This window comes from Tenacibaculum sp. 190524A05c (assembly GCF_964036595.1).
Lineage (GTDB): Bacteria > Bacteroidota > Bacteroidia > Flavobacteriales > Flavobacteriaceae > Polaribacter > Polaribacter platacis.
In genome coordinates this window covers 1226492-1247008 of sequence record NZ_OZ038523.1, presented here as the reverse complement: position 1 = coordinate 1247008, position 20517 = coordinate 1226492, and the positions used below count along the sequence as shown (strand labels likewise).

The 20517-nt window shown below is 30.9% G+C and carries 21 protein-coding genes; 11 read left to right on the top strand and 10 right to left on the bottom strand.

Features of this window, described 5'->3' with window-relative positions:
- Nucleotides 1-2 precede the first annotated feature (2 nt).
- From ABNT61_RS05290 to ABNT61_RS05265, 6 genes are all read left to right on the top strand, one after another.
- The gene (locus ABNT61_RS05290; protein WP_348745135.1) at nucleotides 3-947 is read left to right on the top strand and encodes a type IX secretion system membrane protein PorP/SprF; all 945 of its coding nucleotides are present in this window, start codon (nucleotides 3-5) and stop codon (nucleotides 945-947) included.
- A gap of 75 nt (nucleotides 948-1022) precedes the next feature.
- Nucleotides 1023-1841 carry a 23S rRNA pseudouridine(2604) synthase RluF gene (gene rluF / locus ABNT61_RS05285; protein WP_348745134.1) on the top strand — a complete coding sequence of 273 codons (819 nt, stop codon included), beginning with the start codon at nucleotides 1023-1025 and terminating at the stop codon, nucleotides 1839-1841.
- A 53-nt stretch (nucleotides 1842-1894) separates the two neighbouring features.
- Nucleotides 1895-3025 carry a tRNA guanosine(34) transglycosylase Tgt gene (gene tgt, locus ABNT61_RS05280; RefSeq protein WP_348713854.1) on the top strand — a complete coding sequence of 377 codons (1131 nt, stop codon included), beginning with the start codon at nucleotides 1895-1897 and terminating at the stop codon, nucleotides 3023-3025.
- Nucleotides 3026-3027: 2 nt separating this feature from the next.
- Nucleotides 3028-4107: an LptF/LptG family permease gene (locus tag ABNT61_RS05275; RefSeq protein WP_348745133.1), complete on the top strand. Its 1080-nt coding sequence runs from the start codon at nucleotides 3028-3030 to the stop codon at nucleotides 4105-4107.
- Nucleotides 4094-4990 (top strand): DMT family transporter, encoded by an 897-nt coding sequence (locus ABNT61_RS05270; protein ID WP_348745132.1) that lies wholly within the window; start codon nucleotides 4094-4096, stop codon nucleotides 4988-4990. Before ABNT61_RS05275 ends, ABNT61_RS05270 begins: the two co-directional genes overlap by 14 nt.
- Before the next feature lie 46 nt (nucleotides 4991-5036).
- Nucleotides 5037-5990, top strand: coding sequence for an acetyl-CoA carboxylase carboxyltransferase subunit alpha (locus tag ABNT61_RS05265; RefSeq protein WP_348713848.1), 954 nt, complete (start codon nucleotides 5037-5039; stop codon nucleotides 5988-5990).
- A gap of 55 nt (nucleotides 5991-6045) precedes the next feature.
- On the opposite strand, the gene ABNT61_RS05260 is transcribed toward ABNT61_RS05265, so the two are convergent.
- From ABNT61_RS05260 to ABNT61_RS05240, 5 genes are all read right to left on the bottom strand, one after another.
- Nucleotides 6046-6729 (bottom strand): response regulator, encoded by a 684-nt coding sequence (locus ABNT61_RS05260; protein ID WP_348713844.1) that lies wholly within the window; start codon nucleotides 6727-6729, stop codon nucleotides 6046-6048.
- Nucleotides 6719-8662 carry a tetratricopeptide repeat protein gene (locus ABNT61_RS05255; protein WP_348745131.1) on the bottom strand — a complete coding sequence of 648 codons (1944 nt, stop codon included), beginning with the start codon at nucleotides 8660-8662 and terminating at the stop codon, nucleotides 6719-6721. The genes ABNT61_RS05260 and ABNT61_RS05255 overlap by 11 nt, the downstream gene beginning before the upstream one ends.
- Nucleotides 8663-8798: 136 nt before the next feature.
- A complete protein-coding gene (locus ABNT61_RS05250) occupies nucleotides 8799-9005 on the bottom strand; it encodes a hypothetical protein (protein ID WP_348713840.1) in 207 nt (68 codons plus the stop codon).
- Between the two features lie 1410 nt (nucleotides 9006-10415).
- A complete protein-coding gene (locus ABNT61_RS05245) occupies nucleotides 10416-11045 on the bottom strand; it encodes a 7-carboxy-7-deazaguanine synthase QueE (protein WP_348745130.1) in 630 nt (209 codons plus the stop codon).
- Nucleotides 11017-11514 (bottom strand): Rid family detoxifying hydrolase, encoded by a 498-nt coding sequence (locus ABNT61_RS05240; RefSeq protein ID WP_348745129.1) that lies wholly within the window; start codon nucleotides 11512-11514, stop codon nucleotides 11017-11019. The genes ABNT61_RS05245 and ABNT61_RS05240 overlap by 29 nt, the downstream gene beginning before the upstream one ends.
- Before the next feature lie 110 nt (nucleotides 11515-11624).
- On the opposite strand from ABNT61_RS05240, the gene ABNT61_RS05235 reads away from it, so the two are divergent.
- From ABNT61_RS05235 to ABNT61_RS05225, 3 genes are all read left to right on the top strand, one after another.
- The gene (locus ABNT61_RS05235) at nucleotides 11625-13148 is read left to right on the top strand and encodes a helicase HerA-like domain-containing protein (RefSeq protein WP_348713834.1); all 1524 of its coding nucleotides are present in this window, start codon (nucleotides 11625-11627) and stop codon (nucleotides 13146-13148) included.
- Nucleotides 13149-13192: 44 nt separating this feature from the next.
- On the top strand, nucleotides 13193-13753 hold the full coding sequence (locus ABNT61_RS05230) for a hypothetical protein (protein ID WP_348713832.1): 561 nt from the start codon (nucleotides 13193-13195) through the stop codon (nucleotides 13751-13753).
- Nucleotides 13754-13844: 91 nt separating this feature from the next.
- On the top strand, nucleotides 13845-14825 hold the full coding sequence (locus ABNT61_RS05225; RefSeq protein ID WP_348713830.1) for a PLP-dependent cysteine synthase family protein: 981 nt from the start codon (nucleotides 13845-13847) through the stop codon (nucleotides 14823-14825).
- 481 nt (nucleotides 14826-15306) lie between these two features.
- On the opposite strand, the gene lipA is transcribed toward ABNT61_RS05225, so the two are convergent.
- The 5 genes from lipA to ABNT61_RS05200 all read right to left on the bottom strand — a co-directional run bounded on the left by lipA (nucleotide 15307) and on the right by ABNT61_RS05200 (nucleotide 18823).
- Entirely contained in the window at nucleotides 15307-16206 is a 900-nt protein-coding gene (gene lipA, locus ABNT61_RS05220; protein ID WP_348713826.1) for a lipoyl synthase, read from the bottom strand.
- A 45-nt stretch (nucleotides 16207-16251) separates the two neighbouring features.
- Complete coding sequence (locus ABNT61_RS05215; protein WP_348745128.1) at nucleotides 16252-16707, bottom strand: hypothetical protein; 456 nt, start codon at nucleotides 16705-16707, stop codon at nucleotides 16252-16254.
- A 129-nt stretch (nucleotides 16708-16836) separates the two neighbouring features.
- Entirely contained in the window at nucleotides 16837-18054 is a 1218-nt protein-coding gene (locus ABNT61_RS05210) for an Nramp family divalent metal transporter (protein WP_348745127.1), read from the bottom strand.
- Nucleotides 18051-18557: an RNA polymerase sigma factor gene (locus tag ABNT61_RS05205; protein WP_348713864.1), complete on the bottom strand. Its 507-nt coding sequence runs from the start codon at nucleotides 18555-18557 to the stop codon at nucleotides 18051-18053. Before ABNT61_RS05205 ends, ABNT61_RS05210 begins: the two co-directional genes overlap by 4 nt.
- 62 nt (nucleotides 18558-18619) lie before the next feature.
- Complete coding sequence (locus ABNT61_RS05200; protein ID WP_348713820.1) at nucleotides 18620-18823, bottom strand: membrane or secreted protein; 204 nt, start codon at nucleotides 18821-18823, stop codon at nucleotides 18620-18622.
- 111 nt (nucleotides 18824-18934) lie between these two features.
- Here ABNT61_RS05200 and ABNT61_RS05195 point away from each other — a divergent pair, with 111 nt between their 5' ends.
- Nucleotides 18935-19063: a hypothetical protein gene (locus ABNT61_RS05195; protein WP_348745126.1), complete on the top strand. Its 129-nt coding sequence runs from the start codon at nucleotides 18935-18937 to the stop codon at nucleotides 19061-19063.
- Nucleotides 19064-19200: 137 nt separating this feature from the next.
- The gene (locus ABNT61_RS05190) at nucleotides 19201-20508 is read left to right on the top strand and encodes a sulfatase-like hydrolase/transferase (RefSeq protein ID WP_348745125.1); all 1308 of its coding nucleotides are present in this window, start codon (nucleotides 19201-19203) and stop codon (nucleotides 20506-20508) included.
- Nucleotides 20509-20517: the final 9 nt, after the last annotated feature.

Below are 20517 nucleotides of genomic sequence, written 5' to 3'. Positions count from 1 at the left end.
AGATGAAGAAATATAGAATAATCCCCATATTATTTTTCTTAGTAACCAAATTGTTTGGACAAGAAGTTGATTTACCGCAGTATGTCAACCACATGGCAGATAATCCATTTTTAATTTCACCAGCGTATGCAGGTATTGGATCTGGATTACAAGTTAGACTTAATGGAGTTAGTCAATGGATCGGAGTAGAAGATGCTCCAGATACACAGTCCTTAACAGTAGAAGCTCGTTTAGCTGAACGTTTTGGTGGTGGTTTAACAATGTTTAATGATCAAAATGGTTTCACTACTCAAAGAGGAGCGCGTTTATCATTAGCGAGTCACTTAATTTTAAGTGATGTTTATGATAGTTTTTTATCGTTTGGTTTAAGTTACAGTTTTATTCAGTTCGGTATTGATACTTCTCAGAATAATACTAGTCAACCCTTACCAGATAGAGTATTAAATACTTCTAACTTTGATATAAGTATGTTGTATCGTTTTGGAAGATTTGCTATCAGTGGTAATGTTGTTAATCTTTTAGATAAGAATGTTGATGACTTTAGAACAGGAGAGCCTAGAGTATTAAGAAGATATTCTGTATACACAAATTACAATTACAGAATTAATCGTGATACAGAACTTGAACCTTCTGCTTTTGTTGAGTACTTCGAAGCCAGTCAAAGATCTCGTACAGATGTAAACGTTAAATTAAGAAAGAGAATTTTTAACGGATATGTTTGGGGAGGATTAAGTTATACATTCTTAAATGATCAATTTTTTAAGCCTAACGCTATTGCGCCATTATTTGGTTTGAAAAAGGATAAGTTTTATGTTTCATATGGTTTCAGTATTACAGTTAACGAAATTGTAGGATTCAATAACGGAACACACATGATTACATTAGGATTCGATTATGATCGTCGTCCAAGTTTAGCACGATGTACAAGAAAGATGATTATGTTCTAAATTTTAGATTCATAAAAAAGATAAAAATTAAAACCTCAGCTTAAACTGAGGTTTTTTTAGTTTAATTTTGCCGTGATGGATAAGAATAATCAAGACTCGATTAATTTAAATAAATATATAAGCTCTACAGGAATATGTTCAAGAAGAGAAGCTGAACGATTAATTACTGCAGGTAGAGTTACAATTAATGGAAAACCTACCCAGTTGGGAAATAGAGTTTTTGAAGGAGATACGGTGAAAATAGATGGTAAACCTTTAAAGGCGAAACCAAAAACCTTATACATTGCTTTAAACAAACCTGTTGGAATTGTTTGTACAACTGATAGTAAAGAGAGAAAAAACATCGTAAAATTTGTCGGACATTCACAACGTTTATTTCCAATAGGAAGATTAGATAAACCTTCTGAAGGTTTAATATTTTTGACCAATGATGGAGATATTGTAAATAAGATTTTACGAGCAGGTAATAATCATGAAAAAGAATATATAGTAACTGTAGATAAACCGATAAACGATCGATTTATTCAGAGAATGAGTAATGGAATTCCTATTCTTGGAACAGTTACTAAGAAATGTAAAGTTGAAAAAATCAATTCAAATACATTTAAAATTATTCTAACTCAAGGCTTGAATCGTCAGATTAGAAGAATGAGCGAGTATTTAGGGTACGAGGTTACAAAGTTGAAAAGAACGCGTATCATGAATGTTGAATTGGGTAATTTAAAAGTAGGTGAGTGGCGAGAATTATCTAAAACAGAAATGGATAAAATAAATGCGTTGGTAAAGTCATCTAGCAAAACAGAAGAAGCGTCAAAAGAACGTTCTCCAGTAAAAAAGAATACCTCTTCAAAAGGAAAATTTAAATCTCGTTTTGGCCGTCAAAGAAAAAAATAGATTTAGAAACATTTAAGTTTTCACATTCTTCCAATTATGTATCTTTGTCACCTATGCAATTTAAATTAGAAACTACTGATCCAAAGAGTAAGGCGAGAGCTGGCGTTATAACTACAGATCATGGAACTATAGAAACTCCTATATTCATGCCGGTAGGTACTGTTGCTTCTGTTAAAGGAGTTCACCAGTCAGAGCTTAAAGATGAGATCAATCCAGATATTATTTTAGGTAATACTTACCATTTATATTTAAGACCAAAAACAGATATTCTTGAGCAAGCTGGTGGTTTGCACAAGTTCATGAATTGGGATAGAAATATTTTAACGGATAGTGGAGGATACCAAGTTTACTCGTTATCAGGAAGAAGAAAGATTAATGAAGAAGGAGTAAAATTTAAAAGTCATATCGACGGTTCTACACATTTTTTTACACCAGAAAATGTAATGGAGATTCAAAGATCTATTGGAGCGGATATAATCATGGCTTTTGATGAGTGTACACCATATCCATGCGATTACAATTATGCCAAGAATTCAATGCATATGACCCATCGTTGGCTAAAAAGATGTATTGAACATTTGGGTAAAGTACCACCTAAATATGGTTATGATCAAACATTCTTTCCTATAGTACAAGGAAGCACTTATAAAGATTTACGTAAGCAGTCTGCTGAGTTTATTGCATCTGTTGAAGCAGAAGGAAATGCAATTGGAGGTTTATCTGTAGGTGAACCTGCGGAAGAACTGTATGCTATGACGGATATCGTTTGTAATATTTTACCAGAAGACAAACCTAGATATTTAATGGGAGTAGGAACTCCAATTAATATTCTTGAAAATATTGCTTTAGGAGTCGATATGTTCGATTGTGTTATGCCAACAAGAAACGCTAGAAACGGAATGTTATTTACGGCGCATGGAACTATTAACATCAAAAATAAAAAATGGGAAAATGATTTTTCTCCGATTGATGAAATGGGAATCACATTTGTTGACACATTGTATTCTAAAGCGTATTTAAGGCATTTGTTTGCTTCTAAAGAATTATTAGGAAAACAAATTGCATCTATCCATAATTTAGGTTTCTATTTATGGTTAGTTCGCGAAGCACGAAAGCATATCAAAGCTGGTGACTTTGCACAATGGAAAGATAAAATGGTGAAACAAATGAGTAATCGTTTGTAATTTTGAGAATTCTCGATTGGTACATATTAAAAAGATATTTGACAACGTTTTTATTTACGTTGCTTATTCTAATACCTATTGCGGTAGCCATTGATATTTCGGAAAAAATTGATAAGTTTTTACGAAATGAAACACTTACACTTTTTGAAATTGTAAATGACTATTACAAGAACTTTATCATTTATTACGCAAATACATTCATGCCATTGGCATTATTTATTGCGGTTATTGTATTTACTTCTCGATTAGCAAACAACACAGAAATTGTTGCTATCAATAGTTCACAAATATCTTTTACACGCTTTTTATATCCATATTTTATTGGAGCAACTATTGTTACTATAATGGCTTTATACATGAACCATTATATTGTGCCAGCAAGTAGTAAAACAAGAAAGAGCTTTGAGAATACCTATTTAAAGAAGAAACGATATCAAGATCAAATGATCAATGATTTTAGTTTACAGCTAAATGATAGTACGTATATGTTTCTTCAAACTTATGATTTAAAACGAAATTCGGGACATCAATTTTCTACAGAAATGTATGATGGACTAAAATTGAAGTATAAGTTAATTGCAGATAGAATCACTTGGAACGATAGTACATTTACTTTATTAAACTGGAAAGAAAGAAAAATCTTTAAAGATCGAGACAGTATTTTTTCAGGGAATAAAATGGACACAACTTTTGCCTTTACACCTAAAGATTTTAATTATAAATCGGCTTTAGCACAAGAAATGCCTTCTCCTGAATTATCAGATTTTATCAAATTATCTCGAAAAAGAGGTGTGAAAAACTTAAATGCATATCTGGTAGAATTATACAAAAGAACAAGTTTGCCATTAGCATCTTATATTTTAACGTTAATTGCCGTTGTTTTAGCTCATCGTAAAAGAAGAGGAGGAATAGGAGTAAACCTAGCGTTAGGAATTGCTATTATGTTTGTATATGTATTCTTCTTAAAAGTTGCTGAAGTTTTAGGAGCAGTGGCTGGAGCAAATTCATTACTTAATGTATGGATGCCAAACTTTGTATTTGGTACATACGCGGTTTATCTTTATATCAATGCAAGAAAGTAAACTTAAAAACTATCTCTTACTACATTTTATCGTTTTTATTTGGGGATTTACGGCTATTTTGGGAGCTTTAATATCTATTGAAGCCATTCCATTAGTTTGGTATAGAATGCTAATTGCCGTAGTTTTCATTTGTATTTATTTCTTAATCAAAAAGAAGTCATTTTCTATTCCAAGAAAAGCAATATTTAAATTTTTTATCACCGGAGCTATCATTGCTGTGCATTGGATAACTTTTTTCAAAGCGATTAAAGTCTCGAACGTATCAGTGGCATTAGTAACGATGAGTACAGGCGCTTTTTTTACAGCTTTAATTGAACCCATATTTTTCAAACGAAAAATAAATCCTATTGAAATGCTTTTAGGATTATTAGTAATTGTTGGTTTATACATTATTTTCAACTTTGAAAGTCAGTATAGTCTAGGAATAATTTATGCATTAATTTCAGCATTTTTATCAGCGCTTTTCGCTGTTTTAAATGGAATTTTCATCAAAAAATATGAAGCTGATTCAATTTCACTTTATCAACTCTTATTTGGAGTGGTAGTAGTTACATTGTTTTTAGCTTTCTCAGGAGAGTTTACCACAAGCTTTTTTCAATTAAAAACTACAGATTGGATTTATTTAACAGTTTTAGGAAGTATTTGTACTGCTTATGCTTTTATTGCATCCGTTAAGGTGATGAAATATTTAACACCTTATACAGTAATGCTCACAATTAATTTAGAACCAATTTATGCTATTGTACTGGCGCTCATTATATTTGGAGAAAAAGAACAGATGAATATAGAGTTTTATTATGGGGCATTCATTGTATTATTTGTGGTATTATTGAATGGATTATTGAAAAATTCTTCAAAAATTAAAAAGAAATTACAACGATAATTTAGTATGTTTGCTTTACAAACAATTCGGAAATCAGACTTATAAAATGGAATATTTAGATTTTGAAATGCCAATTAAGGAACTAGAAGATCAGTTGGCAAAATGTCATGATATAGGAAAAGAAAGCGAGATAGACGTTACGGAAACGTGCAAGAAAATCGAAAAAAAATTAGATAAGGCTAGAAAAGACATCTACAAAAACTTAACGCCTTGGCAACGTGTACAATTATCACGTCATCCAAACAGACCGTATACTTTAGATTATATTAAAGCGATCTGTGGAGATACGTTTATGGAGTTACACGGAGATAGAAGTGTAAAAGATGATAAAGCCATGATTGGTGGTCTTGGAAAAATCGGAGATCAATCATTTATGTTCATTGGACAACAAAAAGGTTATAATACCAAAACTCGTCAGTATCGTAACTTCGGTATGGCTAACCCAGAGGGTTACCGTAAAGCATTACGTTTAATGAAAATGGCAGAGAAGTTTGGAATTCCTGTAGTTACTTTATTAGATACACCAGGTGCTTACCCAGGTTTAGAAGCTGAGGAAAGAGGACAAGGTGAAGCTATTGCTCGTAACATTTTTGAAATGACACGCTTAAAAACTCCAATCATTACTATCGTAATTGGAGAAGGAGCTTCAGGAGGTGCATTAGGAATTGGAGTAGGAGATAGAGTATATATGATGGAAAACACATGGTATACTGTAATTTCTCCAGAATCTTGTTCATCTATTTTATGGCGCAGTTGGGAGTTCAAAGAACAAGCAGCGGCAGCATTAAAGTTAACTGGTGACGATATGAAGAAGTTGAAATTAATCGACGGAATTATTGAAGAACCAGCTGGTGGAGCTCATACGGATAGAGACGGAGCATTTGAAGCAGTAAAAAATCAAATTCTAAGTGCTTTTGAAGAGTTAAAAGGATTAGATGATTCTTCACTTGTTGCAAAACGTATGGATAAATATGCAAACATGGGTGTTTACAAAGAGTAGATTTCTCATTTATATAAAATAAAAAAGCTCACTTTCAAAAGTGAGCTTTTTTATTTTATATAAATCCTTTATCCTTTGCAGTCAAAATAAGTTCTCTATCATCTGTAGAGTTTAATGCAAATATTTTTCTTAACTGTCGTTTACGTTTTTCGATGGCTGGCATAGATAAATGAACAATTTCAGGTAAATCTTTAGTTTTAGTACCTATTGAAATTTCATATAATATTTTTCGATCAATATCGTCCAATAGTAAATCGCTAGAAATTTGATTACGTAACAGCTTCATAACCGTTTTACTATAATATGGCGGATCTTCTAAAACTTCTTGTATAGCTTGAACCAATTCAGCTGGTGTTAAGTCATTTTTAACTAAGAAACCTTCTGGGTTAAGATTCTTCAAGATACTATGCACTCTGTAATTATCGTTAAACGTCGTAGAAACAATAATTTTAGTCTCAGGAAGCATTTCATTTATTTTCAAACCTAAGTCTTCTCCTGATAATAAAGTACCATCTTTAGAAGGAGGTAAGCGCATATCTAAAAAAACAATATCTAAATGATCGTTTTTAGCAACATATTCTTTTAAAATTTCACAGGCAGAATCGCAATCGGTAGCAGTTAAGATGTGAAAAGAAATATTTTCATTTTTGGTTTCAATAAATTTAAAAGCACTTTTGTAGGCTTCGGCAATTAAAGGATGGTCGTCAATAAGTAAAGCATTATATTTTTTAAGCTGCATTTTTGGGGATATAAGGTATTTTTATATATAATTTGGTTCCTTGGTTGATTTCTGACGAAAAGTCCACAGAACCGCTTAATTTTTCAACTCTGGTTTTAATATTCTTTATTCCTATTCCTTTTTTACCTTTTTTTGTGTCAAATCCTACACCATCATCGCTTATTGTAATTAACAATTCTTGATGTTGCAAAGCGAAATCCAAAGTTACACTTTTTGCGTTAGCATGTTTAATAATATTTTGAAGTGCTTCTTGAATAATTCGATAAACATTCGCTTTAGTAACTTCGTTGATACTTTTCCATGAAATATTTGGTTCGTAAGTAAAAGTATGGTTGAACTTACCAATAACGCTTTTATCTCTTAATAATTGTTCAATTATGGTGGTAAAGTTTACAGTAGCATCATCAAAATTTTCACTTAATCGATGCGAAACATCACGTATTTCTTTTTCGATGTTTTGTAGTTCATCTAAAAAGGTTTGATGTTGTTCTTGTGTGTCTGGTTGCATTTGCATACCTAAAAATCCTAAGCTCACACGAGTTCCGAATAACTTTCCTAAAATTCCATCATGTAGTTCTGCTGAGATTCGATTACGCTCATTCACACGTTCTTCTTCAAGTTTTGCTTGTTGTTGCAGAGTTAATACATAAACCTCTTCATTTGCTTTTTGCTGTTCTGCTTCCAATTGAAGTTTTTCATTTTGAACCTTTTGAACACGTAAAAAGTAGAGTAGTGTAGATATTAGTAAAATAGCAAAACTCCCAGCAAATATCCATACACGCTGTTCTGTTAAGCGTTTGTTATCTTCGATATGTTCATCAGTTTCAAACTCAATTCTGGTAAATTTGTTTTGTGCTCTTCGTTCCTCACTGATTAAACTATCATTGAATTGAATATAACGATCTAAGTATTTTTTAGATTTTTTAGGTTGCAAATCAGAAAGTTGTTGTAAAGTTGTCAGATAGTCTCCTCCATTTTTTAATTCTTTAGCTAATAAGTTTGCTTCTGTGGCAAATTTAATAGCCTGTAAAGTGTCATTGGTAAATTCATAATAATCGGAAATATGAATTTTAGAAGATGTTATAGCGATTTTATTTCCTAGGCTGTCCCTGATTCTCAAAGAGTTGAATAATTTGTTTTTTACATCTGTTGTGTCTTTAAGTAGTAATTGTGTATACCCAATATTGTCTATCACTCTGGCATAGTGAGTGATATCAATATCCATTTTTAGATCTTTTTTATAATACTCTAGGGCTTTATTATATTTTTTTTGAGCTAAATATATGTTAGCCATATTGTTAAAAGTACCGGCATAAAGTACGTCTTTATTTTTGTTGAAATATTCGAGAGATTTATTGTAGTATTTTATTCCCTTGTCATACTCCTTTATATCTTCCTGTAATAAACCTAAATGATTATAAGATAAATAAAGTTGTTTATTATTATCTAGTTCTTTGAAAATTTTAATTGCTTGAATAATTAAAATTTCACTTCCAGTATAATCTCTAAAACGGCCTTTAACATGTGCCATTCCATAAAGCATTTTGGCAGTTTCATACTTGTTTTTTGATTTACTAAAAGCTTTATAAGCCAAGTTGAAATGATAAAATGCTAACTTGTATTGTTCTAGGTTTACGTAATACGTAGCATAATTCCAGTTAACATCTCCTTCACTGTAGTAATCTTTTAACTTTAAAGATAGATCTAATGCTGCCTTATTAGTTTTAAAAAAGTTAGTAGAATCGTTTAATTTATAAAATTCATAAGCAATGGAGCTAAGTTTTAATGGATCTGAAACTTTATTATCTAATATATAGTTAAAAGATTTTGATAATAATTTTTGTTTTTCATTAACGTTAAGGTCTTTACTTTTTGACTTTGATATCCATATTTCTAAACTATCTTTTTCTTTTTGAAATGGATTTAAACCCAAAGAAAAGGTATTAATCGGTAATGTAAAAAAGAGAATAAGTAAGATAATATTTTTGATAGCTGTGTTTTTAGATAAATACAAATCTAAAAAAAACCTCTAACATTTTGTTAGAGGTTTTATTCATTATAGGATTATATTATCCTTTCCCATCCTTTCCACCGTTTGTTCCAGATCCACCAGTACCTCCGGTATCTGATCCAGCGTTATCAAAGGCATTCAGGTTTTCAGTGTTAGTGATTTCTGTATTTTGTGTTGTATCTGTAACTAGGTTTTCAGTGTTGTCTGTACAACCTATAGTTAATAATAATACAAATGTTAACAATAATAATTTAAAACTTCTCATAACTTGAATTTTTAATATTTGACAATAGTTTTCCTAGCCGTAAAAACAGCTTGTTTAGTTGATCGAATGAAATTTTCGATTGTGTAAGTCCAGAAAAATCTGGGCAATAGTCCTCCAGCCCGAGTAATTCGAGTGGTTTGTAGAATTAGATTGATGAAATATCAATCCGTGAAGACTTTGAACTACCAAGGCCTATTGAGTTAAGGCTTCAGGAAATTCTACATTGTCGTTAAATAAGGAAGCGTTCTTTGCAATTTTTAGGTAACGCTAGCTGATTTTTTAATTTAAATTATTCTGGATTTTATGTCCGTACAATTCAAATTGAGTAATCGCAAGGTTCCATTGAGTAAACGTCCTTTTTCATTTAGAATTAGCAATATTGATTTTTTCATAACTTTCAATTTCTTTTATTAAGATACGAAATATTAACGATATTTCAAAATTTTTAACCAACTTTCGTATCATAGCTTTATATAAAAAAAGGCACCTATTTATAGATGCCTTTGTACTTATATATGTTGAAAATGGATTTTAAACATTTTCAAAATAATTTAGCATACAAAAAACATCATTACTCATTCCTTCATCAAAATGAACACCTCTTATTGGAGAGCCATTTAAACCGTGAGATAAATAAATTGATTTCATAATACTTTATAATTTTTACTTTTTTATACTGACTAATTGTTGTTAATTAATCACAGTACAAATATATAATAATTCTATATTCCTACCAAATATTTTTTAATTTATTTTATTGATTTTCAGTCAGTTACGTTGTTTTTAGGTAATAGAATTGCTGTCCAGATATTATCTAGATATTGAAGATGTTTGTTAACCGATAATGCTCAATTGTTTATGAAGTAAACTTTTCAAACTTCTATATGTGAGTTATTTTTTTAATCATATTTTATTATATAAAAAAAGGCGTTCAAACTTTTTTGAACGCCTTATATATCTATTGATTTTTTAATTTATCATTTATGTAATATAGGTAATAGCGTCCAATTTCGGTTTAGATCTTTTTCTAACCCTCCGAAATTTAGAAGTGCGTTTGATGCACTAACTATTGTGTATGTATGTACTTTCCTCATTGTTGAACAAATATACGAAATTTATTAATAATGTTAAAAAACGTTAAAAAATTAACAATTCCTTAATTGAATAAAAAAGTATGGTTTTCCCATACTAAAAGTAAGGGAAAACCATACCCGAGTCTTTTGAAGTAGAAATATCTTTGTCCTGGTTACAAAAAAGCCTTACATATATAAGGTCAGATATAAATAGCTTTATATCATAGTCGACGGGGAAAATCTATGAGAAAAAGAAAACAAAAGTGTATCCTTTTACTCTAACCAAAGTAAAAACCACGGTACAAAAAAACGCCCATCTTGGGCGTTTCGCTTTTTATTAAGGTATGTTTAAGTATTTATGAGTTTGAAGTGAGATTTTCCATTTTGGATTTTTCATCACATAATCAATAATTAGCGGAATCATTTTATCCCTTTTACTCCATTCAGGTTGTAAATACAATAAACATTTATCATTTACTTTCGATGCTTCTTTTTCCGCGAATTCAAAATCACTCTTATTATGGATAATCATTTTTAATTCATCTGCTTCTTCGTAAGCTCTTTGTAACGGAAGTTTAGTTTTTTTAGGTGATAAACAAAACCAATCCCATACTCCTGAAAATTTATACGCACCAGAAGTCTCAATATGAGTTTTAATATTTTTCTCTTGTAACTGTTTTGTAATATAGTCTAAACTCCACATTAATGGTTCTCCACCAGTAACAACAACCGTTTCTGCATATGTATTAGCATTATCTACAATCAAATCTGTATGTGTTGGTGGGTGTAAATTAGCATCCCAACTTTCTTTAACATCACACCAGTGACAACCTACATCACATCCACCTATTCTAATAAAATATGCTGCTGTTCCAGTATGTGCTCCTTCTCCTTGAATAGTATAAAACTCTTCCATTAATGGAAGCATTTTTCCTTGTTTAATTAACTCTTGCGTCTTTGAATCCATCTGCTTTTACCGCTATTACGTCTATTTCAATTTTTGCCCCTACGAGCAAACCGGCTGCAAATGTAGTTCTTGCAGGCTTATTTTTAGGAAAATATTCACGGAAAATTTTATTAAATTCCTTAAAATCATCTGTTGTCGCCAAAATTACAGTACATTTTACAACATGTTCAAGGTCAGATCCATGAAGTTCTAATACTTCTTTAATATTTTCTAACGTTTGTCTTGCTTCGCCAGTAATACCTCCTTCAGGTAGTTTTCCGGTTTCTGGATTTATTCCTACTTGACCTGCTAAATACAGTGTATTACCCACTTCTACTGCATCAGAAAATGGAGCATTTTTTTTACGTTCAAGTTTTGAAGAATGAAAGATTAAATCGTCTTTTTCTGGAGTGACTTCTTTTTTATGACTAATTGAACAAGAACTTAGCATCATTAATAATGATAAACATGAGAATTGAAGTAGTTTCATATGATTTACTATTTGATCTTTAACAAATTTAACTAAAACAGTAGTATTCTAGTGGAAATTTAATTTTGAAATGCTGATTTTAATAGTATTTTTATCAAAAATAACATAAGATGAGTCAGACGGAAGCGTTTTTTAATTATATCAATGACGGATATAAATGTAAAGGTGATTTTATTACACTTGGTGCAGGAATGTTAGGTGAAGAAACTGTAACAAATGCATTAGTTAATATTCCGCTTAAAACATTGAATAGGCATGGTTTAATTGCTGGAGCAACTGGAACAGGTAAAACTAAAACGTTGCAAGTATTGGCAGAGAATATGTCTGAAAAAGGAATTCCTGTTTTATTGATGGATGTAAAAGGTGATTTGAGTGGTTTAGGTCAACCAAGTCCAGGACATCCAAAAATTGATGAACGACATGAGAAGATTGGAATTCCGTTTGATGCTAAAAAATTTCCAATTGAGATTTTATCTATTTCAGAACAAGATGGAGTTCGTTTAAGAGCTACTGTTTCGGAATTTGGACCTGTTTTATTATCTAGAATATTAGATTTAACTGAGACACAGTCTGGAATTGTTGCGATTATTTTTAAATATTGTGATGATAACCATTTACCACTATTAGATTTAAAGGATTTCAAGAAAATGTTACAGTTTGTAACTGCGGAAGGAAAGGAAGAAATCTCTGCTGAATATGGTAGAATTTCATCTTCTAGTACTGGTGCAATCCTTAGAAAAATTGTGGAGTTAGAGCAACAAGGCGGAGAGTTATTTTTTGGAGAAAAATCTTTTGAAGTAGATGATTTAACAAGAGTAGACGAAAATGGAAGAGGAGTAATTTCTGTTTTAAGATTAACTGATATTCAAGACAAACCAAAGTTATTTTCAACTTTTATGCTTCAATTATTAGCGGAAGTTTATGAAACTTTTCCTGAGCAAGGAGATAGTGGAAGACCTGAACTTATAATATTTATTGATGAAGCACATTTAGTTTTTGACGAAGCTTCTAAAGCGTTGTTGAGTCAAATTGAAAGTATTGTGAAGTTAATTCGATCTAAAGGGATTGGATTGTATTTCGTAACTCAAAATCCAAAAGATGTTCCTGAGGATGTTTTAGCTCAACTCGGTATGAAAGTTCAGCATGCTTTACGTGCTTTTACAGCTAAAGATAGAAAAGCATTAAAGTTAGCAGCTGAAAATTATCCAGATTCTGAATTCTATAAAACAAATGAAGTACTTACTCAATTAGGTATTGGAGAAGCTTTTATTACTGCTTTAAATGAGAAAGGTATTCCAACTCCTTTGGCAAGAACTATGCTTAGAGCTCCAATGAGTAGAATGGATATTCTTACAGAAAGAGAAATTCAGGAAGTACTGAATAATTCGAAGTTAGTAAACAAGTACAATAAGGAGATCGATAGAGAAAGTGCTTATGAACTTTTAGGTGAAAAAATAGAGAGAATCAATAAAGAAAAGTCTGAAGAAGATCGTAGAAAAGAGGAAGAAAAAATTAGAAGAAAAAGAAGTTCTAGTTCAAGTAGAAGAAGTACAAGACAAAATCCTGTAGTAAAAGTTTTAACTAGTGCTACATTTATAAGAGCAGTTTTTGGTATTTTAAAGAAAGTACTATAAACTAAATAATAAAAAGAAACGTTATATTTTGAAATTAAACTTACATGAAAAAATTAACTAAAATTGTATCAATACTTTGTGTTTCATTCTTATTTATTCAATGTGGAAAAGATAAGTTTACAATTGCTAAGGGTAAAGTAGGTCAACTAACAACAGAAACTACCGTACAAGATTTGGATAAAATTTTTGCAAACGATTCGCTAGTAAAGATTTTAAGTGAAGGAGCAAAAGGGAATAATTACTTCCAAGATGATGATGTATATAAAGTATATGAAAAAGGAGGGAAGCTTTTATTAAGTATTGTGCCTAAAGAACAACTTGATTCTTCTTCTGTTATAAAAAGTATTGAAATTTTTGATGAGCGATTTAAAACGGAAAAAGGATTAAACATCAATTCTACTTTTAACGAGATTAACGCGAATAACGCTATTAGTAAAATAGAGCCATCTTTTTCATCAGTTACAGTTTTTATTGATGATTTGAATGCTACAATCGCATTAGATAAAGAAGGATTAGGTTTGAGTGATTACAATATGAAAAAGGTAAGTATTGAACAAATTCCAGACCTGGCCAAAATGAAATCCTTTATCATTTGGTTCAATTAGAAAATATATAATCCGCTTAATGCGGATTTTTTTATATACCTACTCAAAACAAATTTCCAAACTTATATATTTGCACAACAAATCAAAAAGAATGAAGTACGCTAAGAATATATTAGAAACTATTGGAAACACTCCTTTAGTTAAAATTAATAAACTCGCAGAGGAATTACCATGTTTAGTATTATCTAAATACGAGACTTTCAATCCTGGAAACTCAGTAAAGGATAGAATGGCTCTTAAAATGATTGAAGATGCAGAGGCTGATGGAAGATTAAAACCTGGAGGAACTATTATTGAAGGAACTTCTGGTAATACTGGAATGGGATTAGCGTTAGCTGCAATTGTTAAAGGTTACAAATGTGTGTTTGTAATGGCAGATAAGCAGAGTAAAGAAAAGATTGATATCTTAAAAGCAGTAGGAGCTGAGGTGGTTGTTTGTCCAACAAATGTTGAACCAGACGACCCAAGAAGTTATTATTCTGTTTCTAAAAGATTAGCAGAAGAAACTGAAAATGCTTGGTATGTTAATCAATATGACAACCCAAGTAATGCTAAAGGACATTATGAAAGTACTGGTCCAGAAATTTGGGAGCAAACTGAAGGTAAAATTACACACTTTGTAGTTGGAGTTGGTACTGGAGGAACGATATCAGGAGTAGGAAAATATCTTAAAGAAAAGAATCCAAATATTAAAGTTTGGGGAATTGATACTTACGGATCTGTTTTCAAAAAATACCATGAAACTGGAATTTTTGATGAGAATGAAATCTACCCATATGTAACTGAAGGTATTGGTGAAGATATTTTACCTAAGAATGTTGATTTTAGTATTATCGATGGATTTACTAAAGTTACTGATAAAGATGCTGCAGTTTATACACAGTTATTAGCTAAGAAAGAAGGAATGTTTTTAGGAAATTCTGCCGGAGCAGCAATGAAAGGATTATTACAGCTAAAGGAGCACTTCACTAAAGATGATGTAGTTGTTGTTCTTTTCCATGATCACGGAAGTCGTTATGTTGGTAAAATGTTCAACGACGACTGGATGAAGAAAATGGGATATTTAGATTAATAGTAGTTTTACATGTTCCATTTATTTTGTGGAAGTCCTTAAGGAATATTTGGGTTATTCATTGTTTTACTAGTTTTTGGAACTCCAGTATCCATAATGGTAATAATTGCAAATATTATTTTAAGGGATACAGAATTTTATAAAAAGCATGTATATAATACTCTGAGAAAAGGACTGTATTTTACAGCTTTAAGTATTATTTCATTTCTGATTTGTGTAATTCTTACTATCGGTTTATAAGAACACAAATCAAACAAGATATAAGTAAAATCAAAAAGCCACCTCATTGAGGTGGCTTTTCGTTAATCAACTAATTCAAATAATTTACACAATGAAAACAATTATTATTGTTTAACAATTATATGTTTTCAATTTACGTGCCAAAATTAGTGATAATAACAACATAAAGTTGTTTTTATTTAATAATTTACACTTTTTTAACTTTTGAAAGCTGCTTTGTTAAGAAATTAATAATAAAATGTTAGCTAGCATGTTTGTGAGCTTTGTACGATGAACGTACTAATGCACCACTTTCTACATACATGAATCCCATTTCTTTTCCTAACGTTTCGTATTTCTTAAATTGTTCAGGAGTAATAAACTCTTTTACAGGTAAATGTTTCTTTGTAGGTTGTAAGTACTGACCAATAGTAATAATATCTAATCCAACATTTCTTAGATCTTTCATTGTTTCAATTACTTCATCTTCAGTTTCACCTAAGCCTAGCATAATCCCAGATTTAGTTCTCATTCCGTTCTCTTTTAAGTATTTTAAAACACCTAAACTACGATCGTATTTCGCCTGAATTCGAACTTCTCTAGTCAATCTTCTAACTGTTTCCATATTATGAGAAACAACTTCTGGATGAACATCAATAATTCGATCTATAAGTTTTGTATTTCCCTGAAAGTCTGGAATTAACGTTTCTAATGTAGTATTCGGATTAGCTCTTCTAATAGCATCAACAGTTTCTGCCCATATAATAGAACCACCATCTTTCAGGTCGTCTCTATCAACAGAAGTTATAACAGCATGCTTAATTTTCATGATTTTAATAGATCGAGCAACCTTTTCTGGTTCATCCCATTCAACAGTTTCTGGTCTTCCAGTTTTTACACCGCAAAATCCACATGAACGTGTACAAATGTTTCCTAAAATCATAAATGTTGCGGTACCTTCTCCCCAGCATTCACCCATATTAGGACAACTACCACTTGTACAAATGGTATTTAACTTGTATTTATCAACTAAACCTCTAAGTTCTGTATATTTTTTTCCAACAGGTAATTTTACGCGTAACCACTTCGGTTTTTTTACACGTTCCGAAGTTGCACTCTTTGTAACTTTAGTTTCTGTTGGTATAAGAATCTTTTCTGACATTCATCATTAAATTTGGAAATACAAATTTACGAAGAATGTTTTATTTTATTGCATGATTCCTAATTCTGAAGCTTTATCAATTGCAAGTTGAAGTAGATTGTCTTCAGTCTTAATAGTATTGACTACTCTACCTATTTTTTCAAGATCTTCCTTACTAGCGCTCCAAAAAGTTACACCAGTAACTTCAACTTTCATTTCAATTTCGTCAATTAAGTTGTTGTCACATAATTTAAAAGCACCATAAATAATTCCTAACCAAGAAGGCCCTCCACCATGATATCCACTTGCTTGTAAATCTTTAGCCATTGAATCTTGTTGATAAACATCGTGATAATCATAACGGAATTTACCGTTTTCTTGTTGTAATTTTCCTTGAAAGGGAACAGTTGCGTCAGATATTGCAGTTTGTAGCTTTTCTACTTGAGAATAGGTATTTTGGAAAGAAAAAAGTGTAAGAGCAAAAACACATACTAACTGTAAGAAAAATCTTTTTGTTTGCATTGTAATATTGGGATTTTATTATACGCTCTGGATAATACCAAAAAGCGTGCTAATTTAATTTTTTTTCTGATTTTTTTTGGTTTTTTTTATGGATATTTTGTTAAAAATCTGTGATTCAGTTTTTTAAAATCACAAAATGCTTAAATACCAGAGGCTGAAACAGAATAAAAATACGATTCCAGCAATACTTAGCACTTTTATAAAGGTATTTGGGTGCTGTGTTTTAGGAGTATATGTACTGGTAATTAGCTTATAGTTTAGAATAGCATAAATTGGAGCAGTTAAGAACGAAAATATCGTTGCAATTTTAACTAGGGTAAGCATGCTGTTTAAAAGTAAAAACAATATTAAAAGTGTTCCGAAAATTAAAAAGATAATCCAAAACCAGTAATTCAGTTTTTCTTTGTTAAACAACAATTTAGACGTTTTTTCCATGGCTCTTGGTGAAGCATCTAATGTTGTTATTGTTGTACTGAACATTGTTGTAAACGCGGCAATAGCGATTATAGGTTTAGCAAAATCTCCTAAATTATTAGTATATAAGTTTATTAATTGAAGAGCAAACTGGCCACCACTACTGGCGAATTTCTCTTGAGAAGAAAACATAACAGTTGCTCCGAGTAATATAAAGCACAAACCCAAGAACATTGTTCCAAAGTAACCAACGTTAAAATCGAAAATAGATTTTTTAACACCTACCTTTTCAGCTGTTGTTTTTTGTTTTTCTACTGACCATAAAGAGTGCCATATGGAAATATCCAGAGGAGCTGGCATCCATCCTAAAAACGCAATTAAAAAACTAATACCAACCGCATCATTAGGAATAACCTGTTGGTAGGAAAAACTAGTGTCACTTTTAATTAAGGCTATAATAACAGCTAATAAAGTACTTGCCGTAAGAAAAAGTATAATGTACTTCATTAGTTTATCAAGTAATTGATATTTACCGAAAGAAAGAATTAAAAAACTGATGAATAATATTATGGTTGCCCAATACACTAAATTGTCAGTAAGTCCAAACAATTGAGTCGCTAAACTTGCTGTAACTATAGTAACAGCAGCTTGGATAGTAAACATTGTAGCCAAGTTTACTACAAAATACAAAGCTAAATATCCTTTACCTAGTTTATGATATCCATCAAGTAAGCTTTCTCCTGTAGCAGAAGCATATTTAGGACCAAATTTGAAAAAAGGATATTTGAATATATGTACTAAAATTAAAGCCCAAATTAATCCATAACCATATTCTGCTCCGGCTCTTGTAGATTGTACTAAATGTGAAACTCCGATTGCGGCCCCAGCGAATAGCAATCCAGGACCTAAAGCATTGAATATGTTTTTTTTCATGATTTGTTTTTCTCAATAATTTCAGCAAGTAACTTTTTAGCTCTTAAAAGTTTAACTTTTACGTTATTCATTGGCTCATCAAGTTGTTCTGAAATCTCTTTGTAGCTTAATTCTTGAAAAAACCTTAAGTTAATTACTTCTTGATATTTAGGCTTTAGTTGTTTAATATCTCTAAGCAATTTAGCTAAGTTCTGTTCAGTAATGATTTTATCTTCCGGAGAAGGAGAATCATCAATAACTTTATAAGCTTCTTCGTCTACTTTTGAAGATTGAACAATTAAGGATGGTTTTCGTTTTCTAAGTATATCTTGATGGATATTTTTAGAAATGGCAATTAACCAAGTACTGAACTGATACTCTTTGTTAAAAGTATGAATTTTATTAAAAGCTTTAGCAAATGTTTGAATAGTGATATCCTCAGCGTCATTTTCGTTATTTACTTTTTTGAGCTGATAACCATATACATTTGACCAATAGGTATCTAAAAGATAATTGAAAGACATTTGATTGCCTTCCTTAGCTTTTTCTATATGTTGAAGAATTTCGTCTTTTATTGGTTGAAGTTTTATTGGTGCGTTGGTTCTGTACAAGAATCAAATTGATCTGGTGTTTTACCACAGAAACCACAAGCTTCTCCTGATTTATTTAACATTGGATTTTGACTAGCACAAGTACCTGCAAATTCTCCATCTTTCTTTGCCCAAATTTTAATTGCAATTCCTGCAAATGCTAAAGCTAATAATCCGACTGTTAATATAACTAATTTCATGAATAAAATTTTGATGCTACAAAGATAATGAAACTAATTTTTTTAGAAGGGTGTGACTTTTTAAATATTGTTGTGTCTTATTAGTGTAACTAAACCTAAAAAAGTATAAATATGAAGTTCATTCTAGAATTAAATAACACAACTAAAAAGATTATCGGTTTTACTACAAAAGAATACGAAAGAGAATTAAAGCCAGTATATATTAAAGTTAGAAATTCATCTCAGAAAAGAATGAGATAAGATATACAAATCCCTAATTTACCATTAATCAAACATTTATAGTGTCTTTTTCTATTTTTGTTTGATTTTTTTTTATATTTTAATGAGGGGTTTTAAACCTTTTCGATTTTCTACAGTCTAAGTACAAAACTATCAAAATGAGATTATTAAATTCCCCAATAATACTTCTCGTATTATTTCTATGTTCTTGTAGTAAAGAATCAGTAAATACGGATTCAAATCCAGATGATCCACAAAACATTAAACCCAATATTTTGTTAATAATAGCAGATGATATGGGATTGGATGCTACACCAGGTTATGATATAGGTGATGTAAAACCTAATGTTCCGAATATTCAAAATATGATTAATTCTGGAGTTAGATTTTCAAACTTATGGTCTTATCCAACGTGTACACCAACACGATCGAGTATTTTAACAGGTAAATACGGATTTAGAACAGGAGTAATGAAAGTTGATGATGAATTATCACTTTCGGAAACATCATTACAAAAATTTTTAGACAACAATAACACAGGTTATGATCATGCCGTGGTTGGTAAATGGCATGTTTCTAAAACTGCTAGTCATCCTACACAATTAGGTGTTGGTTATTATGCTGGATTATTAACCGGAGGAGTACAATCATATACGAATTGGAATTTAACTGAAAATGGAGTAACAAATGGTTCTAATGAATATACTACTACCAAATTCACTGATTTAGCTATTAACTGGGTTAAGGATAGGGAGAATCCTTGGTTTTTATGGTTGGCATATAATGCTCCACATACACCTTTTCATTTACCACCAAGTAATTTACACACTAAAGGAGATTTACCAAATGATCAGGCAAGTATTGATGCAAATCCACAACCATATTACATGGCAATGATTGAGGCAATGGATACTGAAATCGGGCGATTATTAAACACTTTACCTCAAGAAGAAAGAGATAATACAATTATCATTTTTATTGGAGATAATGGTACTCCAGGTGGAGTTGTTCAAGAATACAGAACTACAAGAGCTAAAGGATCAGTTTATCAGGGTGGAGTAAATGTTCCGATGATAATTTCAGGAAAAGGTGTAGGAAGATTTAATGAAATGGATAATAGCCTTTTAAATACATCAGATTTATTTGCAACTATTGCTGAGATTGCTGGAGTAAGTGTTTCTAGAATTAATGATAGCTATAGTTTTAAAGATTTACTGAACTCCAATAGTTCAAGTAATCCGAGAGATTTTGCCTACACAGAGCAAAGTAAATCTACAGGTGGGGAGGAGTACACAATCAGAAATGCTACACATAAATACATACTTTTTGTTGATGGTGAAGAAGCTTTATTTGATTTAAATGCAGATTATTTAGAAAAAACAAATTTGTTGAATGCCAATACAAATGCGGCAAATCAACAACAATTGAATACATTAAAACAACAATTAACAGATTTAAAACAATAGATTATTATT

Bases quoted from the DNA above. Each gene is read 5' to 3' on its own strand.
- ABNT61_RS05290 (WP_348745135.1), top strand. From the start codon at position 3: ATGAAGAAATATAGAATAATCCCCATATTATTTTTCTTAGTAACCAAA.
- rluF (WP_348745134.1), top strand. From the start codon at position 1,023: ATGGATAAGAATAATCAAGACTCGATTAATTTAAATAAATATATAAGC.
- tgt (WP_348713854.1), top strand. From the start codon at position 1,895: ATGCAATTTAAATTAGAAACTACTGATCCAAAGAGTAAGGCGAGAGCT.
- ABNT61_RS05270 (WP_348745132.1), top strand. From the start codon at position 4,094: ATGCAAGAAAGTAAACTTAAAAACTATCTCTTACTACATTTTATCGTT.
- ABNT61_RS05265 (WP_348713848.1), top strand. From the start codon at position 5,037: ATGGAATATTTAGATTTTGAAATGCCAATTAAGGAACTAGAAGATCAG.
- ABNT61_RS05260 (WP_348713844.1), bottom strand. From the start codon at position 6,729: ATGCAGCTTAAAAAATATAATGCTTTACTTATTGACGACCATCCTTTA.
- ABNT61_RS05250 (WP_348713840.1), bottom strand. From the start codon at position 9,005: ATGAGAAGTTTTAAATTATTATTGTTAACATTTGTATTATTATTAACT.
- ABNT61_RS05245 (WP_348745130.1), bottom strand. From the start codon at position 11,045: ATGGATTCAAAGACGCAAGAGTTAATTAAACAAGGAAAAATGCTTCCA.
- ABNT61_RS05240 (WP_348745129.1), bottom strand. From the start codon at position 11,514: ATGAAACTACTTCAATTCTCATGTTTATCATTATTAATGATGCTAAGT.
- ABNT61_RS05235 (WP_348713834.1), top strand. From the start codon at position 11,625: ATGAGTCAGACGGAAGCGTTTTTTAATTATATCAATGACGGATATAAA.
- ABNT61_RS05230 (WP_348713832.1), top strand. From the start codon at position 13,193: ATGAAAAAATTAACTAAAATTGTATCAATACTTTGTGTTTCATTCTTA.
- ABNT61_RS05225 (WP_348713830.1), top strand. From the start codon at position 13,845: ATGAAGTACGCTAAGAATATATTAGAAACTATTGGAAACACTCCTTTA.
- lipA (WP_348713826.1), bottom strand. From the start codon at position 16,206: ATGTCAGAAAAGATTCTTATACCAACAGAAACTAAAGTTACAAAGAGT.
- ABNT61_RS05215 (WP_348745128.1), bottom strand. From the start codon at position 16,707: ATGCAAACAAAAAGATTTTTCTTACAGTTAGTATGTGTTTTTGCTCTT.
- ABNT61_RS05210 (WP_348745127.1), bottom strand. From the start codon at position 18,054: ATGAAAAAAAACATATTCAATGCTTTAGGTCCTGGATTGCTATTCGCT.
- ABNT61_RS05205 (WP_348713864.1), bottom strand. From the start codon at position 18,557: ATGTCTTTCAATTATCTTTTAGATACCTATTGGTCAAATGTATATGGT.
- ABNT61_RS05200 (WP_348713820.1), bottom strand. From the start codon at position 18,823: ATGAAATTAGTTATATTAACAGTCGGATTATTAGCTTTAGCATTTGCA.
- ABNT61_RS05195 (WP_348745126.1), top strand. From the start codon at position 18,935: ATGAAGTTCATTCTAGAATTAAATAACACAACTAAAAAGATTATCGGT.
- ABNT61_RS05190 (WP_348745125.1), top strand. From the start codon at position 19,201: ATGAGATTATTAAATTCCCCAATAATACTTCTCGTATTATTTCTATGT.